General features: G+C 60.6%; 15 protein-coding genes. 4 read left to right on the top strand and 11 right to left on the bottom strand.

The features are described 5' to 3' along the window. The first annotated feature begins 78 nt into the window (after nt 1-78). Genes MIC97_RS14255 through MIC97_RS14245 form a run of 3 tightly spaced genes read left to right on the top strand, consistent with a single transcriptional unit; the run spans nt 79 to nt 3,154 of the window. Complete coding sequence (locus MIC97_RS14255; protein WP_239800554.1) at nt 79-702, top strand: molybdopterin-dependent oxidoreductase; 624 nt, start codon at nt 79-81, stop codon at nt 700-702. Further along, nucleotides 699-2,510 (top strand): PAS domain-containing sensor histidine kinase, encoded by a 1,812-nt coding sequence (locus MIC97_RS14250; protein WP_239800553.1) that lies wholly within the window; start codon nt 699-701, stop codon nt 2,508-2,510. The genes MIC97_RS14255 and MIC97_RS14250 overlap by 4 nt, the downstream gene beginning before the upstream one ends. Then, entirely contained in the window at nt 2,507-3,154 is a 648-nt protein-coding gene (locus tag MIC97_RS14245; protein WP_239800552.1) for a response regulator transcription factor, read from the top strand. The genes MIC97_RS14250 and MIC97_RS14245 overlap by 4 nt, the downstream gene beginning before the upstream one ends. A 144-nt stretch (nt 3,155-3,298) precedes the next feature. Here the strand turns inward: MIC97_RS14245 and MIC97_RS14240 are convergent, their stop codons facing one another. The 11 genes from MIC97_RS14240 to MIC97_RS14190 all read right to left on the bottom strand — a co-directional run bounded on the left by MIC97_RS14240 (nt 3,299) and on the right by MIC97_RS14190 (nt 16,419). After that, nucleotides 3,299-4,396, bottom strand: coding sequence for an ABC transporter ATP-binding protein (locus MIC97_RS14240; RefSeq protein ID WP_239800551.1), 1,098 nt, complete (start codon nt 4,394-4,396; stop codon nt 3,299-3,301). A 21-nt stretch (nt 4,397-4,417) separates the two neighbouring features. Continuing rightward, nucleotides 4,418-5,212, bottom strand: a complete 795-nt coding sequence (locus tag MIC97_RS14235) for an ABC transporter permease (RefSeq protein WP_239800550.1) — start codon at nt 5,210-5,212, stop codon at nt 4,418-4,420. After that, nucleotides 5,209-6,135, bottom strand: coding sequence for an ABC transporter permease (locus tag MIC97_RS14230; protein WP_239800549.1), 927 nt, complete (start codon nt 6,133-6,135; stop codon nt 5,209-5,211). The genes MIC97_RS14235 and MIC97_RS14230 overlap by 4 nt, the downstream gene beginning before the upstream one ends. A gap of 51 nt (nt 6,136-6,186) precedes the next feature. Next, entirely contained in the window at nt 6,187-7,287 is a 1,101-nt protein-coding gene (locus tag MIC97_RS14225) for an extracellular solute-binding protein (protein WP_239800548.1), read from the bottom strand. Between the two features lie 97 nt (nt 7,288-7,384). Then, nucleotides 7,385-8,359, bottom strand: coding sequence for an ornithine cyclodeaminase (locus MIC97_RS14220; RefSeq protein ID WP_239800547.1), 975 nt, complete (start codon nt 8,357-8,359; stop codon nt 7,385-7,387). A gap of 38 nt (nt 8,360-8,397) precedes the next feature. Next, complete coding sequence (locus MIC97_RS14215; protein WP_239800546.1) at nt 8,398-9,567, bottom strand: mandelate racemase/muconate lactonizing enzyme family protein; 1,170 nt, start codon at nt 9,565-9,567, stop codon at nt 8,398-8,400. A 15-nt stretch (nt 9,568-9,582) separates the two neighbouring features. Continuing rightward, on the bottom strand, nt 9,583-10,746 hold the full coding sequence (locus tag MIC97_RS14210) for a M20 family metallopeptidase (protein ID WP_239800545.1): 1,164 nt from the start codon (nt 10,744-10,746) through the stop codon (nt 9,583-9,585). A gap of 36 nt (nt 10,747-10,782) precedes the next feature. Further along, the gene (locus MIC97_RS14205; RefSeq protein WP_239800544.1) at nt 10,783-12,831 is read right to left on the bottom strand and encodes a dipeptide ABC transporter ATP-binding protein; all 2,049 of its coding nucleotides are present in this window, start codon (nt 12,829-12,831) and stop codon (nt 10,783-10,785) included. Continuing rightward, nucleotides 12,821-13,693, bottom strand: coding sequence for an ABC transporter permease (locus MIC97_RS14200; RefSeq protein WP_239800543.1), 873 nt, complete (start codon nt 13,691-13,693; stop codon nt 12,821-12,823). The genes MIC97_RS14205 and MIC97_RS14200 overlap by 11 nt, the downstream gene beginning before the upstream one ends. Next, complete coding sequence (locus MIC97_RS14195) at nt 13,690-14,703, bottom strand: ABC transporter permease (RefSeq protein ID WP_239800542.1); 1,014 nt, start codon at nt 14,701-14,703, stop codon at nt 13,690-13,692. Before MIC97_RS14195 ends, MIC97_RS14200 begins: the two co-directional genes overlap by 4 nt. Nucleotides 14,704-14,751: 48 nt before the next feature. Then, nucleotides 14,752-16,419, bottom strand: a complete 1,668-nt coding sequence (locus MIC97_RS14190; RefSeq protein ID WP_239800541.1) for an ABC transporter substrate-binding protein — start codon at nt 16,417-16,419, stop codon at nt 14,752-14,754. 309 nt (nt 16,420-16,728) lie between these two features. Between MIC97_RS14190 and MIC97_RS14185 the strand changes: the two genes are divergently transcribed. Next, entirely contained in the window at nt 16,729-17,283 is a 555-nt protein-coding gene (locus MIC97_RS14185) for an XRE family transcriptional regulator (protein WP_239800540.1), read from the top strand. Nucleotides 17,284-17,371: the final 88 nt, after the last annotated feature.

Genomic DNA, 17,371 nt, shown 5'->3' with positions numbered 1-17,371 from the left:
CTCTGCTCCGCCCTATATGCCTGTTGCGCAAGCTTAGCAGGCGCAAACCCAATATGCCCCGTTCATTTGGATAGGGACATGCCGGCAAGCCTGGGTATAATTGGCCCCAGCTATCCGAGCTGCAGAACGGATGGAATAAACTGGCAGAAAAAATACACGGAAAAGCCTGGGAGGCGGCGCGTCAATTTGCGAAGATTTTTCTTTTCTATCCTGGCGGCCACGTTGTTTCACTTTTCCTCTGACGTCCATGGACGTGACATGGAAAAAATCCCGCCGCCAATGTCTCCCCCAATACTTGAGGTTCGGGGTGCCATTTCCAGGATCAATACGCAAGGAGCGGCGTATTTCGACATGGAGATGCTGAGGGCGTTGCCTGTCGCCCGGCTGGAAACAGCGACAGCCGTCACAGATGGTGTGCGTCGCTTTAGCGGATTTCTGATGAGAGACCTTCTGGCGCATATCGGTGCCCGGGGCACAACCGTGACGGCGAGAGCCCTGAACGATTACGCAATTGACATTGCGATCGAGGAATTCGACCGGTTTGATGTCCTCGTAGCCTATGAAATGGATGGCGAACCGTTGTTGCCGAGCGACAAGGGGCCGTTATGGATAATCTATCCGCGTGACCAGCATGCGGAGTTGCAGGATATCCGCTTCGACTATCGCTGGGTCTGGCAATTGCGATGGCTGGATATTCAATGAGCCGTCAGGCGCGTGCATTGCTTGGCGTCGCGCTGCCGGTTTCGGCCATCGTCATCTTCGTTGCTCTGCTGGCGTTTTCGCTGATGCGTCTTTCCGACCTTGAGCGGGATATGCGCATCGAGGCCACCCAGAACATGCTTTGGGTGATCTCCAGGGCGCATATTTCAAGCCTCCAGTTGGGCGAGGCCGCCGCAGGCAGCGTTGCCGGTGAGGTTGATCACGCGCAGCTGGAATTGCGTTACAACGTATTTCTCAGCCGGCTTGCCTTGCTTGATGATGGCCCGCAGCGGCGGCGGATGGAAGCGCTGGGTGCCGCCGCCGCGCTTGGTACCCTGCGGGGAAGCCTGCCCGAACTTGGCTCGCTGTTGATGAGCGGTAGACCAGAGGTAGTACCCCGCATCAGGGCTCTGCTTGCTCCTTACAATGCCGCCCTCACGCAGGCGGCCAACAAGGCAATGGTGGCCGAATGGGACGATCTTGGCGCTACGCTGGACGCCACACGCAAGCAGTTATGGCAGATCATCATCTCCATGATCGGCATATCGCTGGCGGGCACCGTGCTTTGCATCCATTTTCTGCTGGCGATCCGCGATGCAAGGCAACGGTCCCGTCTGCTCAACCAGGAAAAGGCGTTCTCCGAACTTTTGATCGGCTCCAGCGGTGAAGGCATCATCGCTGTGGATATGGATCGGCGCTGCACGGTCTGGAACGAGGCTGCCAAACGGTTGTTTGGGGTTAACGCTGACGTGGCTACAGGCGCGATGTTGAGCGACGTCTCAGGCTTTTTCGAGGTCGGCAGGATTGAGCAGGCGATCAGCGATGCCCTTCAGGGACAGGCTGTTGCACTGCTGGACCAACCGTTCTTCCCATCCCACCAGTGCGAGCCGCTTTATGTCGACTTGCGCTGCTTCTCTCTGCGTGACGGCGAACGCATCATCGGCACGATCCTGTTGGCGTCTGATGTGACGCAACGCAGGGCGGCGCAACGGGAGATTGCCGATCATCGCGATCATCTGGAGAAATTGGTTCAGGCCCGTACGCAGGAGCTTGACGCGGCCCTGACCCGGGAGCGGGCTACAGCGGATCTTTATCGGAACTTCGGCACCATGATCTCGCACCAGTTCCGCACGCCGCTCGCCCTTGTCGATTCCGCGCTTCAGCGCCTGATGCGCCGGCGTGACCGGCTGACTCCGGAAGAAATCCTGGAACGGGGCGAGGAAGCCCGCAGCGCTGTCGCGCGTCTGGTGCGGTTGGTGGAAAGCACCCTCGACGCCGCACGCCTCGATGCCGGCCAGATCGAAGTCCGCAGTCAGCTTTGCGATCTCGGTGACCTCGTAGCAGAGATCTGCTCCCGGTCGACAGAAAACACTGGCTCGGGGCGAATCACTGTCACGCTTCCAGACGGCGCTTCTCCCATTGCCTATTGTGATCCCGTGCATGCGGAACACATCCTCACGAATCTGCTGTCCAATGCCGTCAAATACTCACCGGCAAAGACACCGATAAGCATTACCCTCACCGACAGCGGCACGCAGATCGAATGCGTAGTAGCCAACACTGGACCTCAGGAGAGGTCATTCGAACGGGAGGCGCTGTTCGAACGCTATTATCGCGGCAGCAATACGGAAGGCCGTCCCGGTATCGGAGTCGGCCTCTATATGGCCAGAGCGCTTGCCCGCTTGCAGGGCGGTGATGTGCAATTGCAAAATTCGGAGCCTGGCATGGTTCGAATGGCGATGCTGCTGCCCAGTAGTGCCTCCGGTTCCGGCTCCGTTACAGCCATGGCCCTACGAAAGGAACCGGCATGACATTCGCGCCGTCTCCGAACCGGAAGCGCTTTGTGATCCTTTGCATCGAGGATGAAGCGCAACTGAGGCGTGACATCAGGGATGAACTGGTCGAGGCAGGCTATGATGTGGTAGAAGCCGACAATGGCAAGCATGCGCTCGGCAAGCTGGCGCGTGTCTGCCCCGATCTGGTTCTTTGCGACATCTCCATGCCCGAACTTAACGGCTATGGCGTGCTTAAGGCCCTGCATGAAAGGGGGCCGGACTATGCCGAAATTCCGTTCGTGTTCCTCTCTGCCCTTGCGGATCCAAGGCATATTGTGGATGGTAAGCGGCTTGGTGCCGATGATTATCTTGTCAAACCAATCGATTATGACCTGTTGCTGGCGACCATCGAAGCGCGTTTGCGCCAGATCGAACGTATCCGTTCGGCACGCCCACCGGAGACGACGGGTCCAGATTTTTCAACGCTGGCGCAGTCATACGGCCTCACGCCCGCAGAAATACGGATAACCCAAGCGCTTACACAAGGCAGGAAGCTGATGCAGATCGCGGCTGACCTTGGTGTATCCCGGTCCACCGTTGCCTTCCATATGCGCAATATATTCCAGAAGACTGATACCGGCAGGCAGGCGGAACTGGTTGCTCTATTGCTCAAGAAATAACAGCGCCTGCGAGGCTTTCGTATATGGAGGTCGTCATGTGACCACCGAGCCGGTGTTTTCTCCACCAAGTCCAGATTAAGCAGCGACTTGCTGGAAACGCTCCACTACATCTCATGACGTCGAGTTTGTGAGCAGGAGGCTGGTTCATTTCTGGTCGACAGCCAGAACGACCATCTCGTTCGACCCGCAGATGAAGCTGACTGTATCGCCGACGTTGTCAGCCATCGAAGGAGGTGCCTCTGCCAGGATCATTTGTCCGGTGGCCGTGACAAAACGTATGTGGGCCCGCCCCCCGAGAAACGTCACATCCTCCAACCTGCCTTGCAATTCGAGCGATTGCTCCTGCCCGCGCCCACCGGCGGCGAGTTGCTCGGGACGGATGACGACCGTTGCCGCGTCGCCAGCCCTCAGGGCACGCCCGGAGGTCAAGCGTGACGAGGGCAGCCTGAACCGGCTGCCGCCGATATCGAGAACGATGCCGTCGCCATCGACGCCCTCTACCTCGGCGTCCAGCATGTTGGCTGCGCCGATGAAACCGGCGACGAAGGCGGTGGCGGGACGCGAATAGATTTCGCGCGGCGATGCGATCTGCTCGATCCGGCCACGGTTCATCACCGCCACCAGATCCGACATCGACATCGCCTCCTCCTGATCGTGGGTGACGAAGACGAAGGTCTTGCCTGTCCGCTTCTGAACCGCCTTCAGTTCGTTCTGCATCTCCTGCCTCAGCTTCAGGTCGAGCGCGCCCAGCGGCTCGTCGAGCAGCAGCGAAACCGGGTCGGGCGCCAGCGCACGGGCCAGCGCCACGCGCTGGCGCTGGCCGCCGGAAAGCTCGTCCGGCATGCGCTCGCCGAGCTGCGGCAGGCGGATGAGCTCCAGAAGCTCGTCGCATCGCCTTTCAATCGCCGCGCGATCCAAGTTCTTCATCTCGCAGCCGAAGCCTATATTGCGACGCACGCTCATATGCGGGAACAGCGCATAGTCCTGAAAGACCATATTGACCGGCCGGCGAAAAGCGGGCTCGTGCGTGATGTCGCGGCCATCGACCAGAATCTTGCCCGAATCCGGCTCCACAAAACCGCCGATCGATCTCAGCAGCGTCGATTTTCCGCAGCCGGACGGCCCCAGAAGCGTCAGGAACACGCCACGCTCAACGGTGAGAGAGACCCCGTCAATGGCAACCGCCGCTCCATAGCTCTTGCGGATATCCTTCAGTTCGATCGCCGGATTGGTACTCGTCATCTCATTCAGCTCCGCAAGGTGTCACTGGTCGTCGCGGCGCAGCCGTCTGCGTCGCGTGAAGCGTTCGGCATAGAGGCCGAGCGCCATGGTGGTGAAAAGGACCATTGTCGAAATCGCCGCGATGCCGGGATTGAGGCCGAAGCGCAGCTTGGCGAACAACAGCACGGGAAATGTCGGCTCAAAACCACCAAGGAAAAAGGACCGGACGAAATCCTCGAACGACAACAGCAGGCAGAACATGAAGGCCCCGAACAAGGCCGGCGCCAGCCATGGAAGCACGACGCGCACGAACACGATCACCTCGTCGGCGCCGAGGTCGCGCGCAGCATCCGCCAGATTGTGGCCCATGCTGTCCAGTCGCGTCAGGGCCATCACCGCGACGAACGGCGTTGAGCCTGCAGCATGACCGAATACGATCGCGGCAGTGCCCGGCTCGATACCCAGCCTGCTGATGAACATCCGCAGTGCGATCGACGAAACGACCACCGGCAGAAAGGCCGGCATGACGACGATCGCCACCAGAATGGCGCGCATCACCCCACGGGTGCGTGTCAGCAGCAATGCTGTCGGCAAACCCACCGCCAGTGCGATAAGTGTGGACAGGACAGCGACGCGAGCCGACAGCACCAATGCAGACAGCATCTCCCGATCGAACACCATGTCGGCATACCAGTGGGTTGTCCATTTGGTGATCGGAAAAGCGATGAAGGCGGAATCGCGTAACCCCATCGCCGCCATCACCAGTAGGGGCGCGAAGAGATAGGCGATGAAAAGCCAGAAATAGGCGGGCAGTGAAAAACCACGCAGGTATCTCATGACGTTTTTCTCCGGCGCGGCTGGAACAGAAGCATGAACAGGCCGACATAGGCGAGCGCGGCGGCAAGCAGAATAAGGCTGAAAGCACTGCCGAGCGGCCATGAATCGCCTGCCTTGGCGAACACCTGACCGATTGTGGTGGCGAACATGGTGGTGTTGGGACCGCCCAGCAATTGCGGCATGGCGAACAAGCCAACCGTCAGCAGGAAAACCAATGTGCAGCCCGTAACCACACCCTCGCGTGACAAGGGCAGGACGATGCGGGTGAAACGCCGCCATCCGGGTGCTCCCAGATCGGAGGCAGCCTCCAGAACGCTTCTGTCGATCTTCTCCAGTGCCGCATAGAGCGGCAAAAGCATGTAGAGTGACGTCAGATAGATAACACCGATGGTCAGGGAAACATTGTTGTAGAGCAGTTCATAAGGCGTGCCCGGCAGACCGATCCATGAAGCGAAGGAGTTCACCGCACCGCGGTTGGCCAGCATAAGTATCCATGCGAAGCTGCGGATGACCTCGCTTACCCAGAACGGCGCAATCACCAGCAACAGCAGGCGGGTTCGGCGTGCCGGCGCGGCGACCTTGGATATGTAGAAGGCGATCGGAAACACCACCACCAGTGTCAGCGCGGTGACTGCGGTGCCGAAGACAAAGGTGCGCAGGAAGGCCGTCAGGTAGAGCGGCCGCCCGAAGAAGGCCGTGTAGTGACGCAGTGTGAATTGCGGCTCAGTGCCTGGGGCGAGTGGATAGCGATCATAAAGGCTGATCATCGCCATCTGGACGAGCGGAGCCAGATTGGCAACGATGATCCACGCGACCGGCAGTGCGGCGACAATGGACAGCCGAAACCAGCCGGCGCGCGCATGCAGGTCCAGCAGGGCCCGATAGGCTCGGAAATCGCGCGCATGCACGAGTAAGCGGGTCATGACAAATATCCTGTGCAGTGAGAAACGGCGGCGCGAACGCCGCCGTTGCAGTTATGCCGCCCGAATTTCCTCGGCCGCCTTGTCGATCAGGTCGAAGATGAAGGGCGCGGTTTCGACATTGACCCAGGTGAGCCTGCCGCGATGCTCCGGTGACAGGAACAGAACCTTCCTTTCCTCGTCGGAAAGCAGCGCTTCAGTGCCCTTGAGTGCTGAGATATAGCCTGTCTCGCGCACCATCGCCGCGCCATTTTCCGGGCTGGCCAGCAGCGCGTCGAGGAAGCGATAGGCATTGTCGAGGTTCTTTGCCCCGCGCACGATGTTGAAGCCATAGGCAAACGCCCAGCCACCCTCTTTCGGAATGGTGTAACTGGCAGGAAAGCCGTCAAGGATCAGCTTGGAGGCTGCTCCTGACCACGACTGGGCAAGGGCGATGTCCCCATTGACCATCATTTGCTGCACTTCTGTGCCGGAATCGTAAAACCGCCGTACCAGCGGTTTTTTCCCGATGAGGAAGTCGCGCGTAGCATCCACCGCGCGCTGGGCAACATCCGTGTTGCCCCGATAGCGCGCCGCCGATCCGTCGAAGCCCAGATAGTCCATCGCAATCGGGAAGAAGTCCTGTATCTGATAGGCGATCCTGCCCTTGTTCTCTTCTGCGAACATTGGAGCCCAGCTGTCCGTATCGGTGAAGGTCTCGGTGTTGTACAGCAGCCCCATCGAAGCGATCAGCAAAGGTACGCCCCATCGCTGGCCACCGCGCGATACCCAGTCCGCTTCGGCATATTCAGTTTCGATCTGCGACCAGTTGGAAAGCCGCGACGTATCGACCGGCTCAAGAAAGCTGGCATCGACGAACTGATAGAAGCGGTGACCGGCACAGCATACGATGTCGGTGCTGAAATTGCCGTTTTCGGCCGCCAGCAGATTGAACTGCTCGCCCTGATCCGACACGAGGCGGATATTGAGGCGGATGCCGCTTTCCTTCTCGAAGCGATTGCGAAACTCCTCTGTGACAAATCCGTTATAAGCCCAGATGTTGAGCTGATCCGATGCGGCCCACGCGCGGCTGACGAATGCCGGCATTGCAAGTGCGCCAGCCCCCATGGCTGCAGTGCTCTTCAGGAACTCTCGTCTTGGAAAGGTCTTTGACATGTTCTCCTCCTCTTGTTTTGCATTCCAGAACAGGCGGCTTGTTTTTCGGGTCGCCGCTGGCCTTCCTGCCAGCGGCGAGCCCATTGCGTCATGCCAGTTACGATGAGCATTTTGTCCGGAAAGGCCGCCCATGCAGGCGATCAACCAGATACTTCGCGACGTAATAGTCCATATGCGCACCACCGCCGTTCTTCATGACAGTGATCTGGTCGGCCGAGGTGCGGCCGGGGACCTTCTTCTGGCAAAGATCGAACATGTCGCCGCAAATGTCGGTGGGCGAAATGATGCCGCGCGCATAGGGATCGAGGAACTCGCCCGAACGCTCCGTCGTCTGGCGGTGATCGACGAAGACGGCGGCGCGCGTCAGCACATCGTCATCGGCCTCGCGCATCTCCGGCGTGAACGACCCCACCAGATCGACATGGGTTCCGGGCCGGAGCAGCCTGCCCTTGAGATGGGGTGTGCTGGCCATGGTGGCGCTGGAAATGATGTCGGCCCCGGCCACCGCCTCGTCGAGATCGTCCGCCACCTCGGCCGGCACATCTTCAGCGCGCAGCAGCGTGGCCAGCTTTTCCGCATTGGCACGGGTGCGGTTCCAGATCCGCACCTTTTCCAGCGATGGCCGCACGCTCAGATGGGCGCGCACGAGATAGGGGGCGAGTGCGCCCGCGCCGATCATCAGCATGGTGCGCGAATCCTCGCGCGACAGCAGGCGTGAGCCGAGCGCGGAGTCCGCCGAGGTCTTGCGAAAGATCATCGCCTCGCCATCGATGATGGCCTCGGTAATGCCGGTGTTGCCGTCGCTGAAGGCATAGATCGAGTTGACGTTGGAAACGCCGTGGCGCGCCTGATTGTTGGGAAAGGAGGTGACCAGCTTGCACAGCAGGCCCTCCTGCGGCTCCCATGCCGGCAGGATGATGACGGCATCGGGATGGCCGCCCCCGTTTTCCTGGCTGTAGATGAGACGATCCGAAATCTTCGGCATGCCTCCCAGATGTGCCACCTCGATCGCATTGATCAGCCCTTCATATTCAAGCAACTGGTGGACCCGCTCGGCGTCGATGAGTTTCATCTTGATTTTCTCCTGAATTGATCTGGTTATGGAAAGGGTCAGGCCCGGCAATCCGCATACAGATGCGGCGCAAGCGAAGCGCTATGAAGCTCGACGCCAAGCCCGGCGCCTTCCGGAACCGGCATGAAGCCGGCCTCTACCGTGTGTTCGAGCGGGCACTCCAGCACCGGCTGGTATCCCGGCTCCCTGTCGAAATCGGGAAAGTGCTCCAGCACCATGAAGTTCGGCGTGGTGGCTGCGAGCTGCACCGCCACGGCGGTCGCCAGCGCGCTTCCGTAATTGTGGGGCGCGACGCGCGCGTTGCGGCTTTCGGCCATGGCCGCCATCATGCGCGCCTCAAGCAGGCCGCCGGTGTTGCAAACGTCGGGCTGGAGAATGTCGATGGCGCCGCTGTCCAGCAGGCGCTGGCAGCCGGACCGGCCATAGGCGCGCTCGCCGGCGGCCAGCGGAATGGAGGTATTGGCAGCCACCTTCGCCAGCGCCTCCATGGAAGAGGGATCGACCGGCTCCTCGATGAACAGGACGTCGAAGGGTTCCAGTCGCTTGCACAGCCGGATGACCTGATCCGTGGTCAGGCCGCCGCCAAGATCCAGCATGATGTCGACTTCCGGCCCCACAGCCTCGCGAATTGCCGCCACACGGTCGGCAGCCAGAAACAGCACCTGCGTCTCAACCTGCCGCCGCACCGGGTGGCGAACAACCGTCACCGGATCGGCAAGGCCCAGCGGATAAAGTTTCAACCCCCTGTAGCCCCGGGAGACCGTCGCAGCGGCAGCGCGCGCATATTCGTCAGGTGTGTCGCATCCGATCCACCAGCCATTGGCGTAAACCGGCAGCTTGTCCCAGACCCGACCGCCCATAAGCTCGTAGACGGGAACGCCCAGCCGGCGGCCCTTGATGTCCCACAGCGCCTGCTCGACAGCGCTGAGCGCGGCAAAGGAAATAGCACCGCCGTTGCGCGTCCAGAAGGACCGATCGTAAATATCGCTCCAGATGGCAGTGATAGCGGAAGGGTCGCGGCCAATTACGTGACGCTCGACCATCGATCGGATCATGGCTGCAGCGGCTTCCCCACCCAATCCGTAGGCGACGCCTGCCTCACCAATTCCGCGCGTACCCTCGGCGGTCACCAGTTCAAGCACAATAGCACGGCGATTGCCGGTCGGCGCGACATAGATTCGCGCCTCCTCGACGATTGTCCTGGGCATGTTTTCAGTCCTTTTTCAGTTCGATTGGGCGCGGCGCCAGACGGCCCCTGCAAGCAGTTGCGCGCGTGGCACGAGGCTGTCGAGCCGCAGATATTCCTCTGCTGTATGGGCTTTCCAACCCATTGGTCCGGTGCCACAAAGGCTGGGGCAGCCGGCATTGTGGGTGAAGCCGGAATCGGCACAGCCCCCGGAAAACTCACCTTCGACGCTCATTCCGAGATCCGCTGCCGACTGCCGGTAGATTTCCAGCATCTCCCGCGTGCCCTCATTCGGTTCCATCGGATCGAAGCGAGCGAGAATTTCGAGGCGGGAGCGCGTACCGGGCACGAAAGACCGGCGGACGATCTCGTCGATATCCGCCTTCAGCGCATCGCGCTGCGCCACGGTGACGAAACGGCAGTCGATCAGGGCTCTTGCCGACGGTGCGACCGTATTGTGAGACTGACCGCCCTCGACCACGCCGACATTGACCGTGTAGCCGGCCTCGACATCGCTCAGGGCATGCAGAGCCGTTATCTTGCCCGCCAGCTCGCCGATTGCCGAGATGCCCTCGGTGAAGTTGCCTCCGGAATGGGCCGAGCGGCCTTCGATGACGAGTTCCAGGATCATGCCGCCGCGACGGCCGGTCACCACATTGCCCGTCGGGCGTGCCGGCTCCGAGTTGAAGACCGCACGGGCCTTGCGGCCATATTCGATGATGATTTCACGGCAGGAAGGCGAGCCGATTTCCTCGTCGCTGGTCATCATCACCATCAGTGACGGCGGGTTCACCTGCGTATGGTGGAAGGCGGCGAGCACGAAAGCGTTCTGGACAAGCCCGCCTTTCATATCGCAGACGCCCGGCCCGTAGGCTACCCCGTCGACGATACTGAACGGTCGCTGAGCAACCTCACCTGTGGGGAATACGGTATCGCGATGGCCGAGCATCATGATCGGGCGATCTGTTGCTGAGACCGGGCCGATTTCCGCGATCAGCACGTCGCCGGCGGCAGGCAGCGGCAGGGTGCGCGTCGCGATGCCATGTTCTTGGAAGAAATCGCGGAACCGTGTGCCGACAGCATCAACGCCCTGCTTGTCGTGCGAATTGGAATCGATGTTCACCACATCGCGCAACAGATCGACCATCGCGTCCTCCTGCCCCGACAGCCATTGATGTAACCTGCTGATTTCTTCGTGCATCTTGTTGTACCGGTTGCATGTTCTGTTATGCTTCACTCAGGCGAAAGCGCCCTGCCCCAGGGCAGACACGGGCAGATGACAGCAGATGAGATGGTTCTCGCCCGTCTCCAGGTTCGGCGGCGATTGGATGTCGCAAAGTCCCTCAATGCTGCTTTCGCAGCGTGCGGAAAACGGGCAGCCACGCGATTGTGGCGTCCAGCTTGTAGCCTCGCCCTCAAGCGGACGGTGCGGCGCAGCGATGTCCTGATCGACGCTCGGAACAGCATCCAGCAATGCCTGCGTGTAGGGATGGAAGGGCGGTTCGAACACCTCTTCAACCCCGCCTGTTTCAAGGACATGACCGAGATACATCACGCACACGCGGTCGGCGATATAGCGCACCACGGCCAGATCATGGGAGATGAAAACCAGAGCGGTTCCGGTCTGCTTCTGCACGGACAGAAGAAGCTCCAGTATGGCGGTCTTGACCGACGTATCGAGAGCGGAGGTCGGCTCGTCAGCGACCACAAGCGCGGGACGGCCGGCAAAAGCGCGCGCCACCGCAACGCGCTGTTTTTGTCCGCCTGACAACCGGCCCGCGCGCATGCGCATGACTTCTGCCGGAAGCCGCACGAGGTCAAGCAGGCGCTCCACCTCTCGCCGCCGACCGTCCCTGTCGCGAACGCCGCCCAGCAGCTTCACCGCACGGTCGAGGATGAACCCCACCGTATGCAGCGGGTTGAGCGTGCTGTCGGGGTTCTGAAACACCATCTGGACGTTGCGGACCTGCTCGCGGCTGCGCTGCTCGACTTGTTTTCCGGTCACATCGTCACCGAGCACGACGACCCGGCCCGAACTCGGAGCCTCCAGCCCCATGATGACGCGCGCCAGCGTGGACTTGCCGCAGCCGGACTCGCCGACGATGCCGAGCGTTTCTCCCGGCGACAGGGCGATCGAAATGCTTTCGCCGGCGCGCACCTGCCTGCTGCGTTTCCCAAACAGGTCGAATGGACTGCGCAGTTCATAGGTCTTGCACATGTTCTCGACCGAAAGCACGCAGTCCCTGCGATGCCGGGGCATTTCTGGCTCCCGCGCAGGCGCTTCGGGACCAGCATCCTTGCCGAGGTCCTTCCACCGCGCACACCGCACGTCCACCGAGGAGCGCGCCGGCCCGATGTCGATGCGGGTGTCGCATTCGCCAGGCACGGCATGGTGACAGCGATCCATGAAGGTGCAGCGCCGCGGCGCCGAAGAAAGCCGGGGCACCTGACCGGGGATCGAGTTCAGGCGATAGTCGGCGCGGCCACGATCGAGGCGCGGGATGCAGCTCACCAGCCCCTGCGTGTAAGGATGCTGCGGCGCTCCCAGAATGGTTGCGGTGGCGCCGCGCTCGACGATCTGGCCGGCATACATCACCGACACGCGCTCGCACACGCGCCGCACCAGACCCAGATTGTGGGAGATGAACAGCATCGCCGTGCCGTGCTCCTCGCGCATGCGGGCAAGAAGCTCGATGATCTGCGCCTCGACGGTCACGTCGAGCGCCGTGGTCGGTTCATCGAGGATGAGCAGAGCCGGCTCCGCGAGGAAAGCCATGGCGATGACGATGCGCTGTTGCTGGCCACCCGAGAGCTGATGCGGGTAGCGGCCCATCGTGCCCTCGGGGTCGGGAATGCCGACCTTGCGCAGCATCTCCAGAACACGGGGGGCGATGCTGCCGGCTTCGGCATGCTCATGAGTCTCCAGAACCTCGGCAAGCTGACGCCCGATCTTCATGGTCGGGTTCAGCGCGCTCGACGCGTCCTGATAGACCATGGCGATGCCGCCCCTGCGCAGGGCGCGCAGGTCCGCTTCGGTCATGGTGCCCAAATCCTGTCCGCGAAACAGGATGCGGCCCTGTGCGATGCGCCCGTTTTCACCGAGATAACGCATGACGGACATTGCCACGGTGGATTTTCCGCAACCGGATTCACCGATCAGAGCCATGCATTCGCCGGCGCCAAGCTCCAGGCTGACATCATTGACCGCCAGAACCTCGCGATCAGCTCCCCTATAGCGAATTTCGAGATCCTCGATCCTGAGCAGGGGCGTTGCTTCAGCGGCCATGATCAAGCTCCTGAAGTCCATCGGCAATGAGGTTGAAGGCCGAAACCAGCGTCACAATGGCCAGCGAAGGAAACAGCGCCGCGTGCGGATAGACGTTGAGGATGGGCGTCGCGTCGCGCACCATTCCGCCCCAGTCCGGATCGGGGGGTGGCAGGCCGAGGCCGAGGAAGCCCAGCACACCGATGGCGATGATGGTGTAGCCCATGCGCACGCAGAAATCGACGATGAGCGGGCCGCGGGCCAGCGGCAGGATTTCCACGAAGACGATGTAGAGACTGGTTTCGCCGCGTGTGCGCGCCGCCGCCACGAAGTCGCGTGTCTTGATGTCGAGTGCGAGGCCCCGCACCAGACGGGCAATGCCCGGACTGGAACTGAGGACGATGGCCAGCACGATGTTGAGAGCGGACGGACCAAGCGAGGCGATCAGCACCACGTAAAGCACGATCTTCGGGAAGGAGAGCAGCACGTCGATGACGCGCGACACGACCTCGTCCACCCAGCCTCCCTTGTAGCCGGCCGCCAGACCGGCGCTGATACCCACGACATAGGCGCAGATCAGCGAAACCGGCGCGATGAGCAGGACCGGGCGCGCGCCCCAGATGATGCGGGAGAGGATATCCCTGTGAAGGCTGTCGGCGCCGAACCAGTGATGAGCGGAAGGCCCCAGATCGGACACCGCCGTCATGTGCTGGGCGTTGGGCGCGTAAGGTGCGATCCACGGCGCCAGCACGGCCACCGCAATCCAGAAAAAAAGGATCGCCAGCCCCACGCACAGGATGGGGGAATGGGCGAGCGCCCTGCCCCACCGGCTGGCAGGACTGCCCGAACCGGCGCGGATTTCATTGTCCATCGTCGCGCTCATGACAATCTTATCCGCGGATTGAGCAGCACATAGCCGACGTCGCCGACAAGCTGGGTGGAGATGGCGATGGCCACCGTGATCAGGCTGGTCGCCTCGATTAGCGCGATGTCGCCGAACATGGCCGCCTCCAGCAGCATGCGGCCGATGCCGGGATAGGCGAACACGACCTCTGTGACCACGACACCGCTGATCAGCCAGTTGATCTGGAGCAGGATGATTGTGAACGGCGCCATCATCGCGTTGCGCATCACATGGCGGGCAACGACCTGTCGGGGTTTCAGCCCCTTCAGAACGGCGGTCCGCACATAGGGCGTCTGCATCACCTCCATCACGGAAGTGCGCACGAATCGGGTAACGTAAGCTGTCACGTAAAGCGCGAGCACTGTCACCGGCAGAATGTATTGCAGATAGATCGGCCAGCCGCCCGCGGTCTGCAACGGACTGGTTCCTGGCAGCCAGCCCAGCCACACCACGAAGACGCTGGCCAGTATGACGGCCGACGCGAACTCAGGTATGGAGGCGAGCATGGTTGTCACGATCGTCACGGCGCGGTCGGCCGGCTTATTGGCGCGCAAGCCTGCATAGGTACCGATCAGGATCGCCAGCGGCACGATGGTCGCAAAGGCGAGCGCCGCCAGCTTCAGCGAATTGCCGAGACGCTCCCAGATGATGTCGGCGACCGGCATGTTCATCATCGACGAATAGCCGAAATTGCCGAAATAGCGGTCGCCGCGCGGATCCTCGAACCCAAGCCCCAGGTCCGGGTCCTGCAGGGGATCTGCCTGCAGGCCCACCAGCACACCAAGCCACCGGCCGTAGCGGACGAGCACAGGATCGTTGAGATGCAGACGTTCATAGAGCAGAAGCACCTGCTCCTCCGAGGCGAATGGCCCAAGTGTCTTTCGGGCCACATTACCCGGCGAAGCCTCGACCAGCATGAATATGATGAACGAGGCCGCAATCATCGTCACGAGTGACGAGGCGAGACGCCTTATCAGGATGGTGTTCACGAGACTTACCGATTTTTACAATGTTCTCTTTGCCGGAAGCGTCCCTTCCTATTCCTCGATCCACATATCTTTGTAATAATTGTAGTTGGACGGATGCATCGAGAAGTTCTTCAGCTTCTTGTTGTAAGCCGTGTACACGTTCCGATAGACAGGCTGGACAAGAGGGCCGTCCTCGATGAGAATTTCCTCCAGCTTGCTCATGATCTTCTTGCGCTCATCCAGTTCGACCGTTGCTCCCGCCTCATCCAAAAGCTTGTCGAAATCCGGATTGGAATAAGCGGATTCGTTCCACTCTCCGCCGGTGCGAAGCACCAAGTCGTAAAGCATGATACCAAGCGGACGGTGGTTCCAGTCTGTGAAGCCGAGCGGGACCTTCTGCCAGATTTCCCAGTACTGGGCCGGCGGCACAGGACGCATCGTCACGCGAATGCCGGCCTCGGCCCATTGACCAAGCATGCTCTGGACAATCTTGCTTTCCCACGAAGGCGCTGACTTCAGGTAAAGCTCGACATCAATGCCATCCGGATAACCAGCCTCGGCAAGCAGCTTCTTTGCCTGTTCAATGTCACGCTCAGGCGCCACAACCGCGCCATAATCTGCATGGTGTTTCGACACCAGATGATGCTCGCCAAGATAGCCCAGACCACCGAGACCAAGTTGCAGCACGGCCTCGCGATCGATGGCAAGACGCATGGCCTTGCGCACCCGCCCATCATCGAACGGCTTTTCAGTGACGCGCATACGCACCGCGCCGGTATTGGCGCTCGGCGCCTCGTAAACCTGAACGTGGCCAAGCTTGCGCAGCGTATCCAGAGCAGCGTTGTCCACCCAGATCAGCCCATCCACCTGCTTCGATGCTATTGCTGCGAGCTGGGCGTTGGGGTCCGTTCCTAGATCGAGCCACTCAAGTTCCTCGATGTAGGGACCCTCACCCCAATAATCATCCCGCGCCCGCATGCTGCACCGCTGACCCTTCTTGAAATCCACCAGCCTGTAAGGCCCGGTCGAAGCAGAGTCCGGGCCGAACCTGCCATTATCTTTCGGATCAATGATGAAGAGCTGCTCGTGGAACAGATGCTCTGGCACAAGCACATTGGCGCTCTTGCCGTTGAGGCGCACGGTGTGGTCGTCGAGCTTCTCGATGGCATCGTCGCGCCACAGACGATGACCTGTGACAGGCTTTCCGCCGTCATCCTTCTTGTCTGTCTCGTAAGCTTCCATGATGAAGCCAGCAAAAAGGCTCAGGAATGAAGAGCCCGAAGCCGGATCAAGCGCGTGCTTCAGGTTCCAGACCACATCGTCCGCGGTGAAGGGGCGACCATCGCTCCACTTCACATCTCTGCGCAGGCGCAGCGTCCAGATTTTTGCGTCGTCACTGGCCTCCCAGCGCTCCAGAAGCAGAGGCCGCGTGACATTGTCGGCACCGGTGACCGTCAGCGTTTCAAGAACCTGACGCATGAACATCTCCTGCCCCCAGCTGTAGGCATGGGGTGCGGAAACATCATCGAGATTGGCAAGGATGCGCAGCTTGCCGCCTTTTTTGGGCGCTTGCTGCTGGGCAAAGGCAGGAGTGAGACCAGCCACGCCATAAGCAGCCCCCGCCGACATGCCGAGCAAGGTGGCCAGTCGCAGGAAGGCGCGACGATCAAGCAGACCACCCTCCATTTGCTTTGCATAGGCGGAAATCATCGGATGGGCAGGTTCTTTGATCGGCATTCTGGTCTCCTCCAAGCCAATTTCAGGCCACTTTAAGAGAACATGATCCATTGTCAATTCCATATTATGATTTTTGTGATCCTTTAGTAGACTTATCTCCCGAAAGGGCCCACCTCCTGTTTTTTCGGTCCGAACCGCTCATTCGTGAACTTCTCTCGTAATCCGGCACCCGACCGAAGGGGAGTGACGAAGGCATGAATAGAGGATATTTGGGCTGCAAAGGCGCAGAGTCTACTATATGAGTACGAATCGCAGGGTAAGGGTCAGATGATGCTAAGTTCTTTTGAACAGTCGCCACGGGAAGCGGACATGGAAATTCATGTCGGCAACAACATCCGTGACCTGCGCAAAAAACATGGGTGGTCTCTGACCGACGCGGCGCAGCAGCTTGGCATTGGTCGCTCTACGCTGGCGAAGATTGAGGCTGCATCCATGTCGCCGACAGTGGGCATGCTTCAGAAGATTGCTCTTGGGCTGGGAGTGGACATAACTGCTCTCATCTCACAACCCAATTCGGCACCCGCCTCCGGGCGCCTGACCGTCACCTATTCCGGGCAGGGTGAACATCACAGCACACCGGAGCACCACCACGAATTGCTTGGCGCGGGTCTTGCCAACAAACGCATGGTGCCTTTCCGCAGCCGGATAAAGGCCCGCAAGCACGACAAGTTGCCGCCATGGTATCGCCATGACGCGGAAGAGTTCATTTTCGTTCTTGAGGGAGAAGTGGTTCTCCACAGCGAACACTATGCACCAACCGACCTTCGACCCGGGGATTCTGTCTATCTCGACGGGCGCATGGGCCACTGCTTTGTGGCAAAAGGCGACGCGGACGCGATTGTGCTGTTTGTCCTGGCCCAATAATGTCTGCCGGCCAGTTACCTCTGCTCCTGCACCCGCACGCTAACCGATATCGGGTTATTTCGCGCGGCTGTCCAAGGTCCACACCCAA

Source organism: Aquamicrobium sp. NLF2-7 (assembly GCF_022359935.1).
In the GTDB taxonomy this organism is placed as follows: Bacteria; Pseudomonadota; Alphaproteobacteria; order Rhizobiales; family Rhizobiaceae; genus Mesorhizobium; species Mesorhizobium lusatiense.
Note: the sequence above shows the minus strand (reverse complement) of the source record. Positions and strands in the feature narration are given on the sequence as shown.

Excerpts from the sequence above, each read along its gene's own strand:
- MIC97_RS14240 (WP_239800551.1), bottom strand. The coding sequence starts at position 4,396 with ATGACGAGTACCAATCCGGCGATCGAACTGAAGGATATCCGCAAGAGC.
- MIC97_RS14245 (WP_239800552.1), top strand. The coding sequence starts at position 2,507 with ATGACATTCGCGCCGTCTCCGAACCGGAAGCGCTTTGTGATCCTTTGC.
- MIC97_RS14225 (WP_239800548.1), bottom strand. The coding sequence starts at position 7,287 with ATGTCAAAGACCTTTCCAAGACGAGAGTTCCTGAAGAGCACTGCAGCC.
- MIC97_RS14190 (WP_239800541.1), bottom strand. The coding sequence starts at position 16,419 with ATGCCGATCAAAGAACCTGCCCATCCGATGATTTCCGCCTATGCAAAG.
- MIC97_RS14200 (WP_239800543.1), bottom strand. The coding sequence starts at position 13,693 with ATGAGCGCGACGATGGACAATGAAATCCGCGCCGGTTCGGGCAGTCCT.
- MIC97_RS14205 (WP_239800544.1), bottom strand. The coding sequence starts at position 12,831 with ATGGCCGCTGAAGCAACGCCCCTGCTCAGGATCGAGGATCTCGAAATT.
- MIC97_RS14215 (WP_239800546.1), bottom strand. The coding sequence starts at position 9,567 with ATGCCCAGGACAATCGTCGAGGAGGCGCGAATCTATGTCGCGCCGACC.
- MIC97_RS14250 (WP_239800553.1), top strand. The coding sequence starts at position 699 with ATGAGCCGTCAGGCGCGTGCATTGCTTGGCGTCGCGCTGCCGGTTTCG.
- MIC97_RS14235 (WP_239800550.1), bottom strand. The coding sequence starts at position 5,212 with ATGAGATACCTGCGTGGTTTTTCACTGCCCGCCTATTTCTGGCTTTTC.
- MIC97_RS14210 (WP_239800545.1), bottom strand. The coding sequence starts at position 10,746 with ATGCACGAAGAAATCAGCAGGTTACATCAATGGCTGTCGGGGCAGGAG.
- MIC97_RS14220 (WP_239800547.1), bottom strand. The coding sequence starts at position 8,359 with ATGAAACTCATCGACGCCGAGCGGGTCCACCAGTTGCTTGAATATGAA.
- MIC97_RS14185 (WP_239800540.1), top strand. The coding sequence starts at position 16,729 with ATGGAAATTCATGTCGGCAACAACATCCGTGACCTGCGCAAAAAACAT.
- MIC97_RS14255 (WP_239800554.1), top strand. The coding sequence starts at position 79 with ATGCCGGCAAGCCTGGGTATAATTGGCCCCAGCTATCCGAGCTGCAGA.
- MIC97_RS14230 (WP_239800549.1), bottom strand. The coding sequence starts at position 6,135 with ATGACCCGCTTACTCGTGCATGCGCGCGATTTCCGAGCCTATCGGGCC.